We start from the raw sequence: 16,370 nt of genomic DNA on the forward strand, positions 1-16,370 counted from the left end.
GTGGGGTCCTTCGTCGGGGCGGGGCCGTCAGTCCTGGAAGGCTTCGACGGGCGGACAGGTGCAGACCAGGTGGCGATCACCGAAGGCCTGGTCGATGCGCCCCACCGGGGGAAAGTACTTGTCCTGGCGTGGCGTACGACCGGGGAAGGCTGCCTGTTCGCGGCTGTAGGGCCGGTCCCAGTCCGAGCTGACCACCGCGGCGGCGGTGTGCGGGGCGCGGCGCAGCGGCGACTCCTCCAGCGGGAAGTCGCCGGCGGCGACCTGGTCGATCTCGGCGCGGATGGCGATCATCGCGTCGGCGAAGCGGTCCAGCTCGCCGAGGTCCTCCGACTCGGTCGGCTCGACCATCAGCGTCCCCGGGACCGGGAAGGCGAGGGTCGGCGCGTGGAAGCCGAAGTCGATCAGCCGCTTCGCGACGTCCTCGGCGGTGACGTGGGTCCGGGCGGTGAGGTCGCGCAGGTCGAGGATGCACTCGTGGGCGACGAACCCGCCCTCACCGGTGAAGAGCACCGGGAAGTACGGGTCCAGGCGCTTGGCGAGGTAATTGGCTGCGAGCAGCGCCGAGCGGGACGCCGCGGTCAGCCCCTCCCCGCCCATCAGCTTCACGTACGCCCAGGAGATCGGCAGCACCCCGGCCGAGCCGTACCGGGAGGCCGACACGGGCAGGCCGGGGCCGAGGTCGTCGCCCGGCCAGTGCGCGGCGTCCGCCGGCAGGAACGGGGCGAGATGGGCCCGTACGCCGATCGGGCCGACGCCGGGGCCGCCACCGCCGTGCGGGATGGCGAAGGTCTTGTGCAGGTTCAGGTGGGAGACGTCGCCGCCGAACCGGCCCGGTCGGGCGAGGCCGACGAGCGCGTTGAGGTTGGCCCCGTCGATGTAGACCTGACCGCCGGCGGCGTGGACGAGGCCGCACACCTCGCGCACGTCGGCGTCGTACACGCCGTACGTCGACGGATAGGTGATCATGATCGCCGCGAGCCGCTCCCGGTGCGTGGCGATCTTCTCCTCGAGGTCCGCCCGGTCGATCGCGCCGTCCGCGGCCGTGGCGACGACGACCACCTTCATGCCGGACAGCGCGGCGGACGCGGCGTTCGTGCCATGCGCGGAGGCGGGGATGAGGCAGATGTCACGCAGGCCCTCGCCGCGGGAGGCGTGGTAGCCGCGGATGGCGAGGAGGCCGGCGAGCTCGCCCTGCGAGCCGGCGTTCGGCTGCAGGGAGACCCGGTCATAGCCGCTGATCGTGGCGAGACTCTGCTCGAGATCGGCGATCAGCGCCCGCCAGCCCTCGGTCTGGGAGTCCGGGGCGTACGGGTGGATGCCGGCGAACTCCGGCCAGGTGATCGGCTCCATCTCGACGGCGGCGTTGAGCTTCATGGTGCACGACCCCAGCGGGATCATCGTCCGGTCCAGGGCCAGGTCACGGTCGGCGAGCCGACGCAGGTAGCGCATCAGCTGGGTCTCCGACCGGTGGTCGTGGAAGACGGGGTGCTCCAGGAAGGGGGTCGTACGACGCACCACCGCGTCCAGGGCGAAGCCGTCCGCACGCTCGACGCTCTCCGCGGTGCCGGCGCGATCACCGGCCGCAGCGCCGTCGGTCCCGGCACCATCTTCCCCGACACCGCCTGCCCCGACACCGCCTGCCCCGAAGACCGCGGCGACGGTCGCGACGACGGCCTCTGTCGTCGTCTCGTCACAGGAGATGCCCACCGTGTCCTGGTCGACCAGGCGGAGGTTGATGCCCTCGGCTTCGGCTGCGGCGACCAGGGCGTCGGCGCGGCCGGGCACCCGTACGGTCACGGTGTCGAAGAAGCTGCGGTGCACCACCTCGACGCCGGCGCCGGTGAGTGCCGCGGCGAGGGTCAGCGCGTGATGGTGCGTACGCTCGGCGATCGCCCGCAGCCCCTCGGGACCGTGGTGGACCGCGTACGTCGCCGCGACCACCGCGAGCAGCGCCTGGGCGGTGCAGATGTTCGAGGTCGCCTTCTCCCGCCGGATGTGCTGCTCGCGGGTCTGCAGCGCCAGGCGATAGGCCGGACGCCCGGCGTCGTCGGTGGACACACCGACGAGCCGGCCGGGCAGCTGGCGCTCCAGGCCCTTGCGGACCGCCATGAACGCCGCGTGCGGACCGCCGTAGAAGAGCGGGACGCCGAACCGCTGGGCGCTGCCGACCGCGACGTCGGCGCCCTGCTCGCCGGGCGGGGTGATCAGGGTGAGCGCCAGCAGGTCGGTGGCGACGGTGACCATCGCCCCGGCTTCGTGCGCGGCGGCGATCAGCGCGGTGGCGTCGCCGACCCGCCCGGAGGCACCGGGCTGCTGGAGCACCACCCCGTTGATCGGACCCTCCGGAAGACCCTGGGTGAGGTCCGCCACCTCGACCTCGAAGCCGAGCGCATGGGCGCGGCCGCGCACCAGCGCGATCGACTGCGGGAACAGCTCCGCGTCGAGGACCGTACGTCCACCGGCGGCCTGCTTGTCCTTGTTGGCCCGGCGCATCAGCAGCACCGCCTCGACGACGGCGGTGGCCTCGTCGAGGAGGGAGGCATTGGCGATCTCGAGCCCGGTGAGATCCTCGACCATGGTCTGGAAGGTCAGCAGCGCCTCGAGCCGGCCCTGCGAGATCTCCGGCTGGTAGGGGGTGTAGGCGGTGTACCAGCCCGGGTCCTCCAGCACGTTCCGCCGGATCACCGCCGGGGTGATGGTGTCGTAGTAGCCCTGCCCGATCATCTGCACCCGGGGGGTGTTCCTGGCCGCCAGGCCGCGCAGCGCGTCGAGGGCCTCGGCCTCGGTCAGCGCGGGGCCGAGGTCGAGCGGGGCGTCCTGCTTGATGCTGTCGGGGACGGCCGTCGCGGCCAGCGCCTCGACGCTGGCGGCGCCGACAGCGTCCAGCATGACCTGCACCTCGTCGTCACGCGAAGCACCGAGGTGGCGATCGACGAAGGCTGCTGGCTGGGCAGGGATCATGAGGAACTCCGCGGGACGGGCCGGCTGACGCCGGCATCGGCTGGGTTCCTCTCCGCTCTGTAGGGGACCTGAGAGTTTCCGCCGGCCTGAGCCGGCTTGCACCGTCGGTGAGCCCGGCGGACCGGACTGCTTTCCAGAGTTGCCTTGCTGTGGCGGTACAGGGGCCTGAGAGATTCCCGGAGAGGTGTTGCTCCTACGGCGCCTGCGGACTCACGTCCGCAGGACTCTCCCGCCACAACTCGGAAGGCATCGCCCTTCGGCGACTTGCACCGCAAACTACTCGCTGGCCGGGCGGTCGGCAAGCTGCCCGCGGCAGTGGTCCGGTTACGGTCAGGTGGCGACCGCGGCCGCTCCTTATCATGGCCGCATGATCCGGCTCGAACACGTCTGCGTCGTCCATCAGGTCCTGCCCGACGCCGGCCGGGTCGGCCGCACCGGGATCGACAAGCGTCCGGTCGAGGGGCCGGTGAAGGTCGGCCCGCTGCAGCTGGCCGGGGACGAGATCTGCGACACCAAGCACCACGGCGGACGGTTCCGCGCGGTCTACGTGGTCTCCGACGAGGATGCGGCGGTGATCGAGGCCGAGTTGTCGCGGGCGCCAGAGGAGATCCTGACACGTACGGAGGAGGCAGACCTGCGTACGGACGGGACGGTGCCCCGCAGCCCAGGGGCGGGGGCCGACCGTACGCCGCCGGTCGGCTGGCTGGGCGAGAACTTCCGCGTCTCCGGGCTGTCGATGAGCGACGTGCTGCTCGGCGAGCGGTGGCGGATCGGCGACGTCGAGATCGCCTTCACCGAGCCGCGGGTGCCCTGCTCGACGTTCCAACGGTGGGTGCAGGAGGAGTCCTGGGTGCGGCGGTTCGCCGACCTCGGCCGACCCGGGGCGCTGGCCGAGGTGATCCGACCGGGAGCTGTCCGCGCCGGCCTGCCCGTCGAGGTGGTGCACCGGCCCGACCACGGGCTGACCATCGGCGAGGCCTCCCGGCCGTCGATGCCGCCCGCCAAGGCCGCGGCGCTGCTGGCGTCGTACGCTCCTGAGGACATCCAGCCCGACATGCTGCGCAAGGCACGGGCGGCCGCGGCCCGCTGACCGGGCGGCAACTCCGAAGAAATTTCCATAGGGCAGACCTATAGAAAAATTCAGGAACACCATCTTCTTCCGGCCGGCCAGCACCTATGCCATCTTCTTCCGGCTGGCCGGTGACTATGCCGTCTTCTTCCGGCTGGCCAGCGCCTATGCCGTCTTCTTCCGGCTGGCCGGTGACTATGCCGTCCGCCCGGCCAAAACACACGTCGCATCTGAACGGTGTTGTCGGCCCCCGCATCATAGGTTCGTCCTATGGAAACTCGGCCGTTGACCATTCCGGGCCGCGAGGCCGCGGTCGAACTGCGCCACCTCCGTTCCTTCCTGGTGCTCACCGAGAGCGCGACGCTGACCGAAGCGGCCGCCACTCTCGGCATCAGCCAGCCCAGCCTGAGCGCCCAACTGACCTTCCTGGAGAAACATCTGGGCGTACGGCTGTTCGATCGTGACCGCAACGGCCCACGGATCACCGTCGACGGTCGCCGACTCCGTGCCCTGGTCCTTGACCCTGTGGTGGCGCTGAACTCGGGCCTGCTGGAGTTCGGAGCCGAAGGCCTTCCCGTCCAGGTGGTGGCGCCTCCTGATCTCGGGCCGGGCCTGCATGAGGCCGCTCGGAACGTGCTGAACGGACGCTTCCCCGGTCGTCCCGTACAGTGGCGGGAACTGGCGAGCCGGGAGCGAGTCGCGGCGTTCCGCGCACGTACGGCGCAGGTCGTGGTGGATTGGGAGCCCATCGACGGCGCCACCGGGATCACGCTGCTGGGGCGGCCGCTGGGGGTGCTGATGTCGGCATCGTCCTCGTTGACGAGCCTGGACGCCGTTGTCGGGGATGACCTGGCCGGTCACCCGGTGGCGACCCTTGCAGGGGCCGATCTGCTGCGCTCCGGGACCTCCCTGTCTGCGCTCATCGCGAACGGGTGGACCTCGCGGTCAGGTGCGGCCACGATTGACGGTCTCGACGACCTCGCTGCGGATCCGCGGTTGGTGATGGTGACTCCCGAGCCCGAGCAGGCGGATCCACGGTTCACCTGGCGGCCCCTCGTCGTCCCGGTCGCCGAGAGCGCCTGGCTCGTGGTCTGCTAGGTCAGCTGGCCCACTGTCCGGTGGCGAACATCCACGCCCACCACACCATCAGCCCGATCGACACCGCCGCGGCCAGCCCGACGAGGAGCCGGCCGGCGTACGGCCGGGTCCGGTCGTCCGCGACCCCACCGTCGCGCTCGGTCTCACCGTCGCGCTCGATCCCACCGTCGCGCTCGATCCCACCGTCGCGCTCGATTCCCAGGCTCCGCCGCGTAGTCTCCACGCCCCGACGCGCAGTCTCCACGCCCCGACGCGCGATCGCCCCGGTCTCGCGGTCACCCGCCGACCGCCTGCCGGTCAGCCGGTCCGCGAGCTCGCCGAGGATCGCCCAGGTGGGGAACCACAGCAGGACTGCCCGGTTCACCGACATCAGCCACGGCGAGAACGAGAAGGCCAGCACCTGCACCCCGACCCAGGAGGCCTCGGCCCACCGGCGACGCCGCAGCATCCAGCCGGTGGTGAGCAGACCGATGGTGAAGGACACCAGTTCGTAGCGGAAGATCCAGCCCCAGCCGTTGGCGTCGGCGTAGCCGCCGGGGCGTACGGCGATCAAGGTGGCCCGGACCGATTCCCAGGGCCAGGTGAACGTCCGCTGCCAGCCCTCCTGCTGGGCGGCGAACCAGGCCGTCCACGACCCGGTGAGCGTCCACAGGTAGACCACGTACGCCAACAGCACGGCCAGCGGGACGAGCATCCAGACCGCACGGGAGGCCGCGACGCCGAGCCGTCGCCCCAGCTCCTTCCCTCGCGCGCCCGGCCAGGTCAGCGCCAACACCACCAGCGCACCGATCAGGAACAGTCCGGAAACCCGCAACGTGGTGGCAAGAGCGGCGAGCACGGCGGCGGCCGCCCAGCGGTCGGCGCGGGCGCGCTCCCAGGCCCAGAAGGCGGCGGCACAGAACAGCGCCTCGGTGTAGCCGACGACCGTGAACACGGCGGTCGGCGCGATCAGCCAGGCCACCGTCGCCCACGTCCCCGCGGCCTCGGGCTCTCCGGCACGCCCGCCGGCCTCTCCGGCACGCCCGCCGGCCTCCCGGGCACCCCCACCGGCCTCTCCGGCACGCCCACCGGCCTCTCCGGCACGCCCGCCGGCCAGCCGGACCAGCGCGGCCGCGGCCAGGGCGGAGGCCACCAGGGAGAGCAGTGCCCCGGTCACCTCGGGAGGCAGCCCGATCGTGGAGCCGAGCCGCATCAACAGCGGCAGCCCCGGGAAGAACGCCATCTCCTGGTGGTCCGGTGCGTAGCCCTGGTGGGCGATCCGGGCGAAATGCGCCACGTCCCAGTTGCCGAGCACCCCGATCACTCCCCGGCCGGTGACCGCAGCCGTCACCAGCAGCGTGCCGAGCAGCACCGTACGACTGGCGATCCAGGCGACCACGACCGGCCGGGCCCGTACGCGCACATCCTCCTCGAGCGGGGAGGTCCCGGCGGGCGGCCGGGGCTCGGCCGGCCGGGGCTCAGCCACCGGTGGTCTGCCCCTTGCCGCCCCCACCACCGCCCGGCAACACCCCGCCCGAGCCGAGGTCGATCCCCGTGCCGCCGTCAGTGCCGGTGGACGTCTGCGTACTGGGCTTCGGTTTGCTCGTCGGCTGGCTCGAGGCATCGGCCGACGGCCCGTGATCCTTGGGCCCGTTGCCCGGCGTCTTGGTCGCCGTGGGGGTCGCCGTCGGCTGCGACGGCGTGGTCACCGCCAGCGGCGAGGCCGTCCGACGGGCCGGAAGGTTCGCCGCGGTGTCGAAGTTCTCCACCGGCATGCCCTTGGTCGCCGCCTGCATGTAGGACAGCCAGGTCAGCGCGGGGTAGCCGGCGCCGAAGAACGTCGGGGTGCCCGGCTGGCGATAGGGGTCGAGGTCGCTGGAGCCGTCGTCACCGGCGACGTACATCACGGCGGTCGAGATCTGCTTGGTGTAGGCGACGAACCAGGCCGAGGCGATGTCGTTGCCGACACCGGCGGTACCCGTCTTGCCCGCCACCGGTCGGTTGAGCGCCGATGCCTTGGCACCGGTGCCCTCGTTGACCACCGACTGCAGGGCCGCGGTCGTCGTAGCGGCGACGTCCTTCTCGACGGTCTGCTTGTTGCCGGACGGCGCCTTGTAGAGGACGTTCCCGTCGCGGTCCTTGACCTCACGGATGACGTGCACCTGGTTCTGCCTGCCGCTGTTGGCGAGAGTGGCGTACGCGTTCGCCATGTTCACCGGGCTGACCTCGGCGAAGCCGAGCACGATGCGGTTGTACGGGTCCCAGGCGCCGGCCTTCGGGGCGCCGGCATCGTTGGCCGCCTGGATCACCTTCTGCGGGCCGTTGTCCATCTGGGAGACCATGTCGACGAAGGCGGTGTTGATCGACTGGGCGGTGGCCACCTGCAGGGAGACCGGACCGTACTGGGTGCTGAACTCGTTGCGGACCGTCTCGCTCTCGCCCCGCGGGGTGAACGTGTTGCCCTGGAAGACCGAGTTGAGGGTGAAGCCGTCGCGCAGACCGGCGATCAGGCCGAACGTCTTGAACGTCGATCCGGTCATCCGGGCCGTGGAGGCCCAGTTGCGGGAGTTCTTGACGAAGTCGTCACCGCCGTACATGGCGATCAGCTCGCCGTTGGAGCTGTCGACCGACGCGATCGCGGCATGGACGGCGTTGGCGTTCGTGCCACGGGACCGGGCCGCCTGGTCGGCAGCGGCCTGGTTCGTCTGCGCCGCCTTCTCGGCGGCCGCCTGGGCCTGCTGGTCGAAGGTGGTCGTCACCCGCAGGCCGCCGCCGTTGATCTGGGCGTCGGTGAAGCCGAGCGAGGCCAGCTCCTGCTCGGCCATGTTGACCAGGAAGCCCTTCGGGCCCTGGTAGCGCGGGTTGGCCTTCACCGTCGGCAGCTCCGGCATCTTGCCGGTGAACTGGTTGTACTGGTCCTTGGTGATGGACTTCTCGTCGAGCATGCCGGACAGCACGTACTCGTAGCGGGCCTTGAGCCGGCCGATGTTGTCCGGGTCGACCTTCGGGTCGAGGATGCTCGGGTTCTGCACCACCGAGGCGAGGACCGCGGCCTGGCCGACACTGAGGTCCTTGGCGTCGATGCCGAACCACGCCTGCGAAGCGGCCTGCACGCCGTACGCCCCACGACCGAAGTAGACGGTGTTGAGGTAGTTGGCGAGGATCTCCTCCTTGCTGAGCCGGTTGCTCAGCTTCAGGGCGAGGATGACCTCTTTCACCTTGCGGGAGATCGTCTGCTGCGGCGTCAGGTACATCAGCTTGATGTACTGCTGGGTGATCGTCGAGCCGCCCTGGATGTCCTTGCCGGAGGCGATCGCGACCAGGGCGCGGACCATACCCATCGGCGAGATGCCCGGGTTGGTCCAGAAGGTGCGGTCCTCGGCCGCCACCTGGGCGTCCTTCATCGCCTTCGGGATCTGGTCGTACGGCAGGCTGGTGCGGTTCTGCACCGCCAGGTCGGACAGCTGGGTGGTGCCGTCGCCGTAGTACAGGTACGTGGTGTTGGTCTGGAAGTCCGCGTTCGGGTCGGGCACCTTGGTCGTCGAGTAGAGCCCCGCGAACGCGACACCGCCCATCAGCCCGACGGCCACGACCGCCGACACCACGATGGCGAGGATCTTCTTCCAGAGGGCCATCCTCCGCCACCTCGACGTCTTCACCGGGGCGGCGCCTCTACGGGCGCCAGCCGGGGGCCGTGAACGCGGGGTCATGCGAGCCATGGATGTCCTGACGGTCTGCTGCCGGCCCGGTGATGACGATGCACCTCCACGCCAGGCAGGACGGGTACTTCTCGTGGGCACAGTGAGCCACGTGGCCACTAGGATATGTCGGCGCTCCTGAGCGGGCCGAACGGAGCCCTCCGATGTGGCAGGAACGGCACAGCGCGGCGAGCGTACGCGCGGCGTCGGCCGTCCGGAGAGTGGAACGGGGCAGGGCCCGTCGACGGCCGCGCGGCAGCCCACCCTGCACAGTGCAGACCCTCTGTCAGCGGCGACGCCCGAAGCGCTTTGGTTTGGGCAACGGGCGGCGGTCCCGTATCGTGGCAGAGTCGTACGTACGTCGTACGCACCTGGGGCATTGGCGCAGCTGGTAGCGCACCTGCTTTGCAAGCAGGGGGTCAGGGGTTCGAATCCCCTATGCTCCACCACCTGGAACCGCCCCGATCCCCCACAATCATGCGGGATCGGGGCGGTTCTTTCGTCTCTCCTGACGGGTCGGAACGCGTCTGACGGTGAGTGTGGTCACGGTGGTACCCGCGGGTACCCGGATCGGCTTCATTCCGCCGATCGGCCCGGGGTACCGTGCGGGCCGGTGGTACCCGATCGGTACCGGCGCACCAGCTTCCCCATGGCATCTCCGACGTCGTCGAGGGGCCGGTCCCACAGGTGTCCTTCCCGATCAAGCGTCATCTTCGCCGGCTGGTGTCCCAGCATCGCCTGGACCGCCTTCACGTCAGCTCCACTTGCGATGGCCAACGACGCGGTCGTATGGCGCAGATCGTGAGGGACGACCTGCGCTGGGCGCCCGGCGGTTGGCCGAGCCTTTGAGAACACCCTTCGGCGCCAGTCCAGGTACCAGCCGGGACGCCGGTCGGGTCTCTCACCACGTGGATGTAGCCCGACAAAGGGGTCGCACTACGCGGCGTTGGCGCTGATCGGTACATCAATCGAGTCGCGCGCGACCACAATCCCGTCCTTGATGACGTAGCACTCGACGATGTGCTCGCCTCGGAAGGACGTCCGCTCGTGCCGAACTCCGGGGCGACTTGACGAGATGATCTGGCCCCGGATGTTGTTGCGGCGTTCGGCTTCCTCGCCTCGGTTGAGCACCTTCCACCTCACCTCGTACGGCTCCTGCACATCGCACCCGGTGATGGCGAAGTCGAGTTCCTTATTTGGGAGGAGCAGGCTTCGCCCCCGGAGCATCTCCCGCAGCAAAGCTGGTCGCCATCCGTTCTGCGTGACCATGCAGTCGATCGTGACCGAACGGCCGATGTCGACTGGGAACTGGTTCTCGATGAACTCCTCGGTGTTGGTGAAGGCATGGGCGGATTCGCTGGTCGCCAGCGGCACCGCGGTGCCGAACACCTCGCGCCACTTCTTGTTCGCCGAAGCCGTGCCCTCATCAGCGATCGCTTCGCGGCAGCGGTTGTACGCCTTCTTCGCCTTGGGCTGGAACCTCCGCTTCACCTTCACATGCTGCTTGCTGCCCGGCGCGAGGTAGTAGTCCTGGTCTGGCTCGTTCATCAGGAACTCGAAGAAGTCGCGAACCATGGAGTCAAACCAGAGCGTTCCCTTGTCGTCGTATTCCGTCGTGTTCGAGAAGAACCCGTGGACGAGCGTGTCAATGAGCAGGCCTCCCATGACTACACCGTTCGTGTCCTTCCACGCCCGCGCCAACCGGGCGAGGTGGCGCATGTTCCTCGAGGTGCGATCGTTGCACTCCTTCGTTGCAGCGATCTCGTCGCGCGGTTTGGTGGTCTTCCAAGACTTCGACTTCGTGTCTGGGTAGTCGAAGCTTCCGTCCGCGTTCTCGAACGCCGGCTGGACCTCGAACTTGAACTTGTTGCTGGTGAACTGCACTCGCACGACGCACTGGTCGACGCGAATATCGGTGTTCGGGTAGCGGGCCTTGAGAGCGTCCTTGACTCTCGTGAGGGCTCGACGCGGCCCCGTCTCTGTGTCATAGGTCGAGCGCAGCGAGGCCGGGAGGATGAAGATCATGTCCAGGTCAGACACGCCTCGGATCGCCGTGTTACGACCGTAGGATCCGACCATCAGCCGGTTCGCTGTGGAGCCCTCTACGGCCCTGAAGTCCTTGTTGAGCGCCTTCGTGATTTCGTCGCGGCGCATGGCGATCGTGGCACTCGCGGCGCCGACCTTGAGGTTCTCAAGCAGCGCGTCGAAGATCTCCGAGACCTTCACGTTCACGCCTCGTTCTCGTTGAGACGCAATGCCTCGGGCAAGAGGAAGTCGATCTCGCGAGAGGAGAAGGTCAGTTCCTCGTTGTTCTTCAGGCCGTCCTGCGCTCGTCCGTAAGCCTTGGCTGTGGTCCGCGGCGCTTCGGCGTAAGCCTTGCGTGTCGCTTCCTGGAGCGCGTCGCGCCGGGCGCGAGCGTCGGTCGCCGACGTCGCGCCCGACATCAGGTCGGCAATCAATGACGCGTACGACTCACGCACATCCCACAGGCGTGAAGCGATGTCGCGGTGGGCCCCCGACTCCTCGTCGAACCTGAAGCTCTTGGTCGCAAGGCTCAGGGCGCTGACCACTATCGCAATGGCCGAGGTCGCGAGGCTGGTGAGGACCGGGCTGCCGACGAGCCCGAGCACGCCCGCCAGGAAGGTTCCGGTGCTGAGCGCCGTGAAGGCGACCAGCAGGCCCTGCTGCCACCGATGCCTCTTGAAGCACAGGTCCGCCTGCTTCTCGTGGGTCTTGTGGCTGTAGGCCACTCTGCCGAAGGCCTCACGAACCTGGGCGAGGAGGTACTCGTTGTGCGCATCGTCGGTGGCGGGTTCAGGCGACATCATGCTCCGTTCTTCCTACGGCGTTACAGAGTCCTCCAAGCGGCAGAGCGCAGGAAGAGCGACAGCGTTCGGGGGATCGCTGCATCGCCTCCCATCATGGGGAAGACCACTGACATCGCCTTCGCTGTGCGCTGTCATGTCGCGGTCGAGCGCCGGGGGCGTAAACCCTCCCTCCGCGAGCACGGCGGTACGGGCCGCCGAACGGCCCACGCTGAATCGCGCTCCAACCTCGGTCAACGAGAGTCCCGTCGCGTACAGCCGAGCAGCAGCCTCTGCCCCGAGTTGGCTCGAATTGGTGCGCACCCTCGCCGGCGAGAAGGTCGAGGATCTCCTGGGCCGCGGGTGGGATGGCTGGTGGGACCGTGATTGTCCGGGTGCCGGTGTTGATCACTGCTGACTGCAATGGCCGCAGGGTCTGCAGGAACTTCTTGATCGACAGTCCGGTGCGGGCCTGGACCGTGCGCCCTACGGCGAGGGCGGCGAACACGACGGGGAGGTGAGCCTCGATCGAGTCGCGGGTGCGGCGGAAGACGGTCGAGCGGCGAGGTCGCTCTTGGCCATCCGAAAGGAGGCTTCAACCTGCCACAGGTCGCGGTAGGCCGCGACGGCGGCCGGCCCGTCGAGGAGGTTCGGGGACAGATTGGTCACATACCCCTTGAAGCCGGCGGCGGCGCGGGCAGCTCGACCAAGCCCCAGTCCGCGCCCTTGGTCGCACCCTCCAGCTTGACGAAGCGGTGCTTGCCGACGGGGCTTGGCCCGCGGCGATCTTCTCGGCGCGCTGGATCTGCTTGTTCAGCGTCTGTTGGTCGCGGCGGGGCCTGGAGGCGAGGTAGTGCCAGACCACCCGGCGGTCGCGCCGGTCCGTGCCGATGCCCATCGGGCGAGTCACCTTGAACGTGGCACCGTCGGGCTGGTAGTTGCAACCCGGCGTCCTCCAGGCGTTCAGGTTCGCCGCCGATACATGCCCGCATCGGCCACCACGACCAAGTCCGTCACCTGGTGAAACCAACTCGGGTCCGTCGCCGTGGGATCGCGATATGGCGGTTGAGCGGCCTCCACTTACGCAGATGTTTGGCAGTAGCCTTTGTCCGACGCGGCTGCGACACGAATGGGAGGGCCGATGAACCTCGTCAGTCTCGCTATCAAGGGCGTGCCGAAGCTCGCGAAGGCCGGACCGAAGGTTCTGGTGCCGCTCGGGGCGGGTGCTGCTGTCGCAGTCGCTGCCGCGACAAAAGGCGCGGTCGACCTCCACAAGGGGAAGGACACCCGTCGCGGGGCGATCACTCGACTGGCAGAAGCGCTATCGGATCTCAATGCCATCGAGGTCGAGACCGAGCGCATTGCGCAGGAGTACGGCGAGTTCCAGATCGGCGTCCATACAGCGAATCTGAGTCGCTTCGCCGACTGGCTCGAACGGAACCAGGCACAGGTGAAACGGCTCAACTTCAAGAAGGTTGACGGCGTACGCATCAGGGTGCCGAGTGTCCCGAAGTTCGTAGCAGGAGTCCAGGCGATCACTACTGGCGCTGCCGGACTTGTCGGTGCAGTAGGTGCAGGAGCCGCTGCCCCTGCGGCTGCGCTCTGGGGCGTATCCACTCTCGGAACGGCCGGTACAGATGCCGCAATCACGGGTCTGAGCGGCGCCGCGGCGACGAATGCGACGCTTGCCGCACTTGGAGGGGGCACGCTCGCCGCGGGCGGCGGTGGGATGGCCGCCGGCGCCGCCATCCTCGGTCTGACAGCGGCAGTCCCGGCGCTGCTCATCGGCGGATTCACCGTCGGAGTCGTCGGCGCGAAGGCCAAGACGGAGTCGAGGAAGTTTGCCGCGGAGGTGAGCCTCGAGATTGAGCGTGTCGGCCTCGCCAAAGATCTACTGCGGGCAGTGCAGCGACGTATCGGAGAACTACGGGATCTGCTCGACCGTATGGCTCAGTGCTCGTCCGCAGCGCTCGATACGCTGGAGTCGGTCGAGTTCGACGCTGAGAGGCACGCGAGCGAGTTCCTCCGTGCGCTCCAACTCGTCACCGCCGTCAAGGAAATTCTGAATACTCCGGTTCTCGACCCCAAATCGGGTGAACTGAGTGAGGCATCAATCGAGATTACGAGGAAGTACGCATGAGCCGGCCCAACGCCGTACAGCCCCTCAGCCAGACCGCGAAGAACCTCCTGCCCAAGCCTGGTCCCGCGATGGTGGTAGACACCTTCAACCTGGTTCTCGCTTCCGCGAACCAGTGGGTCAATGTGATCAACGAGGAGAAGACGAAGCGCAATGAGATTCGGGCTTGGGAGCAGACCCAAATTGAGATCATCCATGTGCAGCGCGACTTCCTGCTGACCGCACTCGACAAGACCTTTGACGAGCGCAGCGAGAACTTCCGGAGGCTCTTCGACAACCTCGAAGTTGCTCTCACCTCAGAGCGCGACGACGCAGGGACTCAAGTCTCCGAGATCCTTGGTGCGATCACGGACCTCGCACAGACAAGCCCGTTCAAGGACCTTAGGAGTCCTACTCTGGTTGTCCAAGGGTTCCTGCAGGGCGGAAAGGTCATCGAACTCTGAATCTTCTTCGCCCCCGATGCAGATCGCGTGGGCGTCGGCCACGAGGCCGAGGGTCTCCTTCACGACCTCCATTGCGGCCGACCGGTCGAGCTTGCGGCCAAGTCTTTGTCGAGCGAGGTCATGCGCCCTCGGCGAGTGATTCCTCGTGGCTGTCCGGGCGGTCGTCGGGCACCTCTACCTCGTACTCGGCTGCGACAGCCAACACGTCGACTGCGCCTTGTTCTCGAACGACGGGTTTGCCCATCGCGCCTTCGATCAGCCCGATAAGGAAGTTCTTGCGGTAGGCGAAATGCGCCTCGAAGTCGTCGTTGCGAAGGGCATTGGTGTCAATGCCATGGGTCGCGATGATCCTGTCGACGTGGGTGATGTCGAGCTGCGACCTCGACTGGACGCGGGGCAGGTACTCGGTCGGTGCGACCCCGCCGATCGCACGGTTGGTCGCTGCAGCAAGGGGTGTCTTGTTGATGATGCTGTCCCACTGGGAGCGGTCGAGGTTCCTGTCCTTGCTCCATTTCTCCGGAAAGATGTGGTGAATGTCGGTCTGCAAGGTCTTGTACTGCACGCGGCTGAAGGTGACGTCCTTGATCCAGTCCTTCGCGCCCGTGCCGATAATGAGCGCGTAAATGCCCTTGTAGGCGGCGGACTGGCGGGTCTTCAATGTGTAGAGGCGCCGTTCCTGGAAGAGCGCCTCGCTGACCGTTCGCGGTGCGACGGACGTCGTGTCCCGTGCCCACTCAGCCAGTTGCTCGACATCGCGGGCGAAACGCGTCTCCGTCGCGCTCCCATACAGCTCTCCGAGGATTCCGCACCAGTACCACCGCTTCAGGCGCTCCTTCACCCCGTGGTTGTCCGCGATATCGTCGAGGATCACCTTTGTGACGGCGAGCGGCACAAGCTGAGTCGGGTAGGGCATGAAGCGCGGCTCGAAAATGTGAAGGTCGGCGACAAAGACAGCCGTCCACTCGAATGCCTTCACGAGGACGCCTCGCCACTCCAAGTAGTCGGTGAGTTGCAGCTTCAGGATGTCATCGCGCTTCGCGGAGATCGCGGGCTTTCGCTCAGCGGTGCTGTCCCTGTTCCGCTTCCAGGTGGTGAGGAGCGTTGCGGCTTGGAGGAAGTCGGTGCTCCCCAGGCTGGTGAGCACCGGCTCGGCCCTGAACTCGTCCTGGATCGCAGTCCAGTCGTCGTTGAGGCGGAAGTCGTCCCCGTGCTGGTCGAAGTAGGCCTTGTCGCCAGCGAACGTCGCGGTGAGCAACTCGAACACGTTAAGCGGGACGCCCCCGGTGTTCACCTTCTCGAAGACCGTGGCCACCGCGGACTTGCTGGTGTCACTGCCAAGCTGGATGGCGGGGATCTGGTAAGTTGCGGTCGGCTTGAGGACCAGTTCCATGAACTGCTTGGCGAGCTCTTGGTTCGCGATGCCGTATAGCCATCCGTTCTGGTCGTACCCAGCGAAGAGCAGTCGGAGTGGGAACCACGCCTGCTGCTGTTCAAGTGCCGGGGTGCTCAGGTCGAGGACGATGTCGCGGTCGAAGTTGGTCTTGATCTTGCCGTCACCGGGAACGGACTTCACCGATTCGTCGATGAACTCGTCGCCTTGCACGGCCAGGGCCATGTCTACGTAGTAGCGGCGATCGAACAACTTCTTCTTGTCGTCCTTGGTGTGGACGATGCCGTCTCCCGTCAGGGCTTGGGTCAGAGACGTCAAACGCTGCTGCCCATCCAGCAGCAGCAGCTTCGGTTCCGCGCCCTGCGCAACGCTCGTGCCACTGACCGGCTTGGGCTTGAATCGCACCTGGTCACTACCAGTTTCCAGGAGCATGACAGCTCCCATCGGGTGGCCGCGGAGGACCGTGACGAGCAGCGACCGAATGCGTTCGTCCTCCCACTTGTACTCACGCTGGAAGTCGGGCAGCTGGAGACGACCGCTGGACGTCCATGTCAGGTAGTCCGAGAGGGGCGACTTCGGTGTCTCAAAGCCCATGGCAGTCCTTCGGCCGGAAAGTGTGCGTCTCTCCACACGGTATCGGGTCGTGCGCACCGTCACCCCAAGCCGGACGTCGGTCATGCAAGCGCCGACCGGATCAGCCGCGGCGCCCACCGGATGGCCATATGCATCTGCGGTCCGCCAAGGCGCCGGCCCCTGCTCGGACAGGTCGGAGGCCGACCGGCGGTGGTTGC

11 protein-coding genes, 1 tRNA gene and 1 riboswitch are annotated in these 16,370 nt (G+C 67.8%); of the genes, 5 read left to right on the plus strand and 7 right to left on the minus strand.

Going from position 1 to position 16,370, the window contains the following annotated elements; translation table 11 throughout:
* Positions 1-27 precede the first annotated feature (27 nt).
* Positions 28-2,961, minus strand: coding sequence for an aminomethyl-transferring glycine dehydrogenase (gene gcvP, locus R0146_RS04405; protein ID WP_317691648.1), 2,934 nt, complete (start codon positions 2,959-2,961; stop codon positions 28-30).
* Positions 2,962-3,104: 143 nt separating this feature from the next.
* A riboswitch (glycine riboswitch) is annotated at positions 3,105-3,203 on the minus strand.
* A gap of 125 nt (positions 3,204-3,328) precedes the next feature.
* Here gcvP and R0146_RS04410 point away from each other — a divergent pair.
* Positions 3,329-4,051 (plus strand): MOSC domain-containing protein, encoded by a 723-nt coding sequence (locus R0146_RS04410; protein ID WP_317691649.1) that lies wholly within the window; start codon positions 3,329-3,331, stop codon positions 4,049-4,051.
* 264 nt (positions 4,052-4,315) lie between these two features.
* Positions 4,316-5,128: a LysR family transcriptional regulator gene (locus tag R0146_RS04415; RefSeq protein WP_317691650.1), complete on the plus strand. Its 813-nt coding sequence runs from the start codon at positions 4,316-4,318 to the stop codon at positions 5,126-5,128.
* Between the two features lies 1 nt (position 5,129).
* Here R0146_RS04415 and R0146_RS16155 read toward each other — a convergent pair whose 3' ends face one another.
* The gene (locus R0146_RS16155) at positions 5,130-6,593 is read right to left on the minus strand and encodes a hypothetical protein (protein WP_411567171.1); all 1,464 of its coding nucleotides are present in this window, start codon (positions 6,591-6,593) and stop codon (positions 5,130-5,132) included.
* On the minus strand, positions 6,586-8,742 hold the full coding sequence (locus tag R0146_RS04425) for a transglycosylase domain-containing protein (protein WP_317691651.1): 2,157 nt from the start codon (positions 8,740-8,742) through the stop codon (positions 6,586-6,588). The genes R0146_RS16155 and R0146_RS04425 overlap by 8 nt, the downstream gene beginning before the upstream one ends.
* A 436-nt stretch (positions 8,743-9,178) precedes the next feature.
* Between R0146_RS04425 and R0146_RS04430 the strand changes: the two genes are divergently transcribed.
* Positions 9,179-9,254, plus strand: a tRNA-Ala gene (locus R0146_RS04430).
* A gap of 127 nt (positions 9,255-9,381) precedes the next feature.
* On the opposite strand, the gene R0146_RS16160 is transcribed toward R0146_RS04430, so the two are convergent.
* The 3 genes from R0146_RS16160 to R0146_RS04440 all read right to left on the minus strand — a co-directional run bounded on the left by R0146_RS16160 (position 9,382) and on the right by R0146_RS04440 (position 11,633).
* Positions 9,382-9,660 carry a tyrosine-type recombinase/integrase gene (locus tag R0146_RS16160; protein ID WP_411567172.1) on the minus strand — a complete coding sequence of 93 codons (279 nt, stop codon included), beginning with the start codon at positions 9,658-9,660 and terminating at the stop codon, positions 9,382-9,384.
* Positions 9,661-9,741: 81 nt separating this feature from the next.
* Entirely contained in the window at positions 9,742-11,037 is a 1,296-nt protein-coding gene (locus R0146_RS04435) for a nucleotide-binding domain-containing protein (protein ID WP_317691652.1), read from the minus strand.
* A complete protein-coding gene (locus tag R0146_RS04440) occupies positions 11,034-11,633 on the minus strand; it encodes an SLATT domain-containing protein (RefSeq protein WP_317691653.1) in 600 nt (199 codons plus the stop codon). The genes R0146_RS04435 and R0146_RS04440 overlap by 4 nt, the downstream gene beginning before the upstream one ends.
* Before the next feature lie 1,117 nt (positions 11,634-12,750).
* On the opposite strand from R0146_RS04440, the gene R0146_RS04445 reads away from it, so the two are divergent.
* Entirely contained in the window at positions 12,751-13,749 is a 999-nt protein-coding gene (locus tag R0146_RS04445) for a hypothetical protein (protein WP_317691654.1), read from the plus strand.
* Positions 13,746-14,189 (plus strand): hypothetical protein, encoded by a 444-nt coding sequence (locus tag R0146_RS04450; RefSeq protein ID WP_317691655.1) that lies wholly within the window; start codon positions 13,746-13,748, stop codon positions 14,187-14,189. Before R0146_RS04445 ends, R0146_RS04450 begins: the two co-directional genes overlap by 4 nt.
* A 118-nt stretch (positions 14,190-14,307) precedes the next feature.
* Here the strand turns inward: R0146_RS04450 and R0146_RS04455 are convergent, their stop codons facing one another.
* Positions 14,308-16,173: a GmrSD restriction endonuclease domain-containing protein gene (locus R0146_RS04455; RefSeq protein ID WP_317691656.1), complete on the minus strand. Its 1,866-nt coding sequence runs from the start codon at positions 16,171-16,173 to the stop codon at positions 14,308-14,310.
* Between the last annotated feature and the right edge of the window lie 197 nt (positions 16,174-16,370).

It is taken from the genome of Raineyella sp. LH-20 (assembly GCF_033110965.1).
In the GTDB taxonomy this organism is placed as follows: Bacteria; Actinomycetota; Actinomycetes; order Propionibacteriales; family Propionibacteriaceae; genus Raineyella.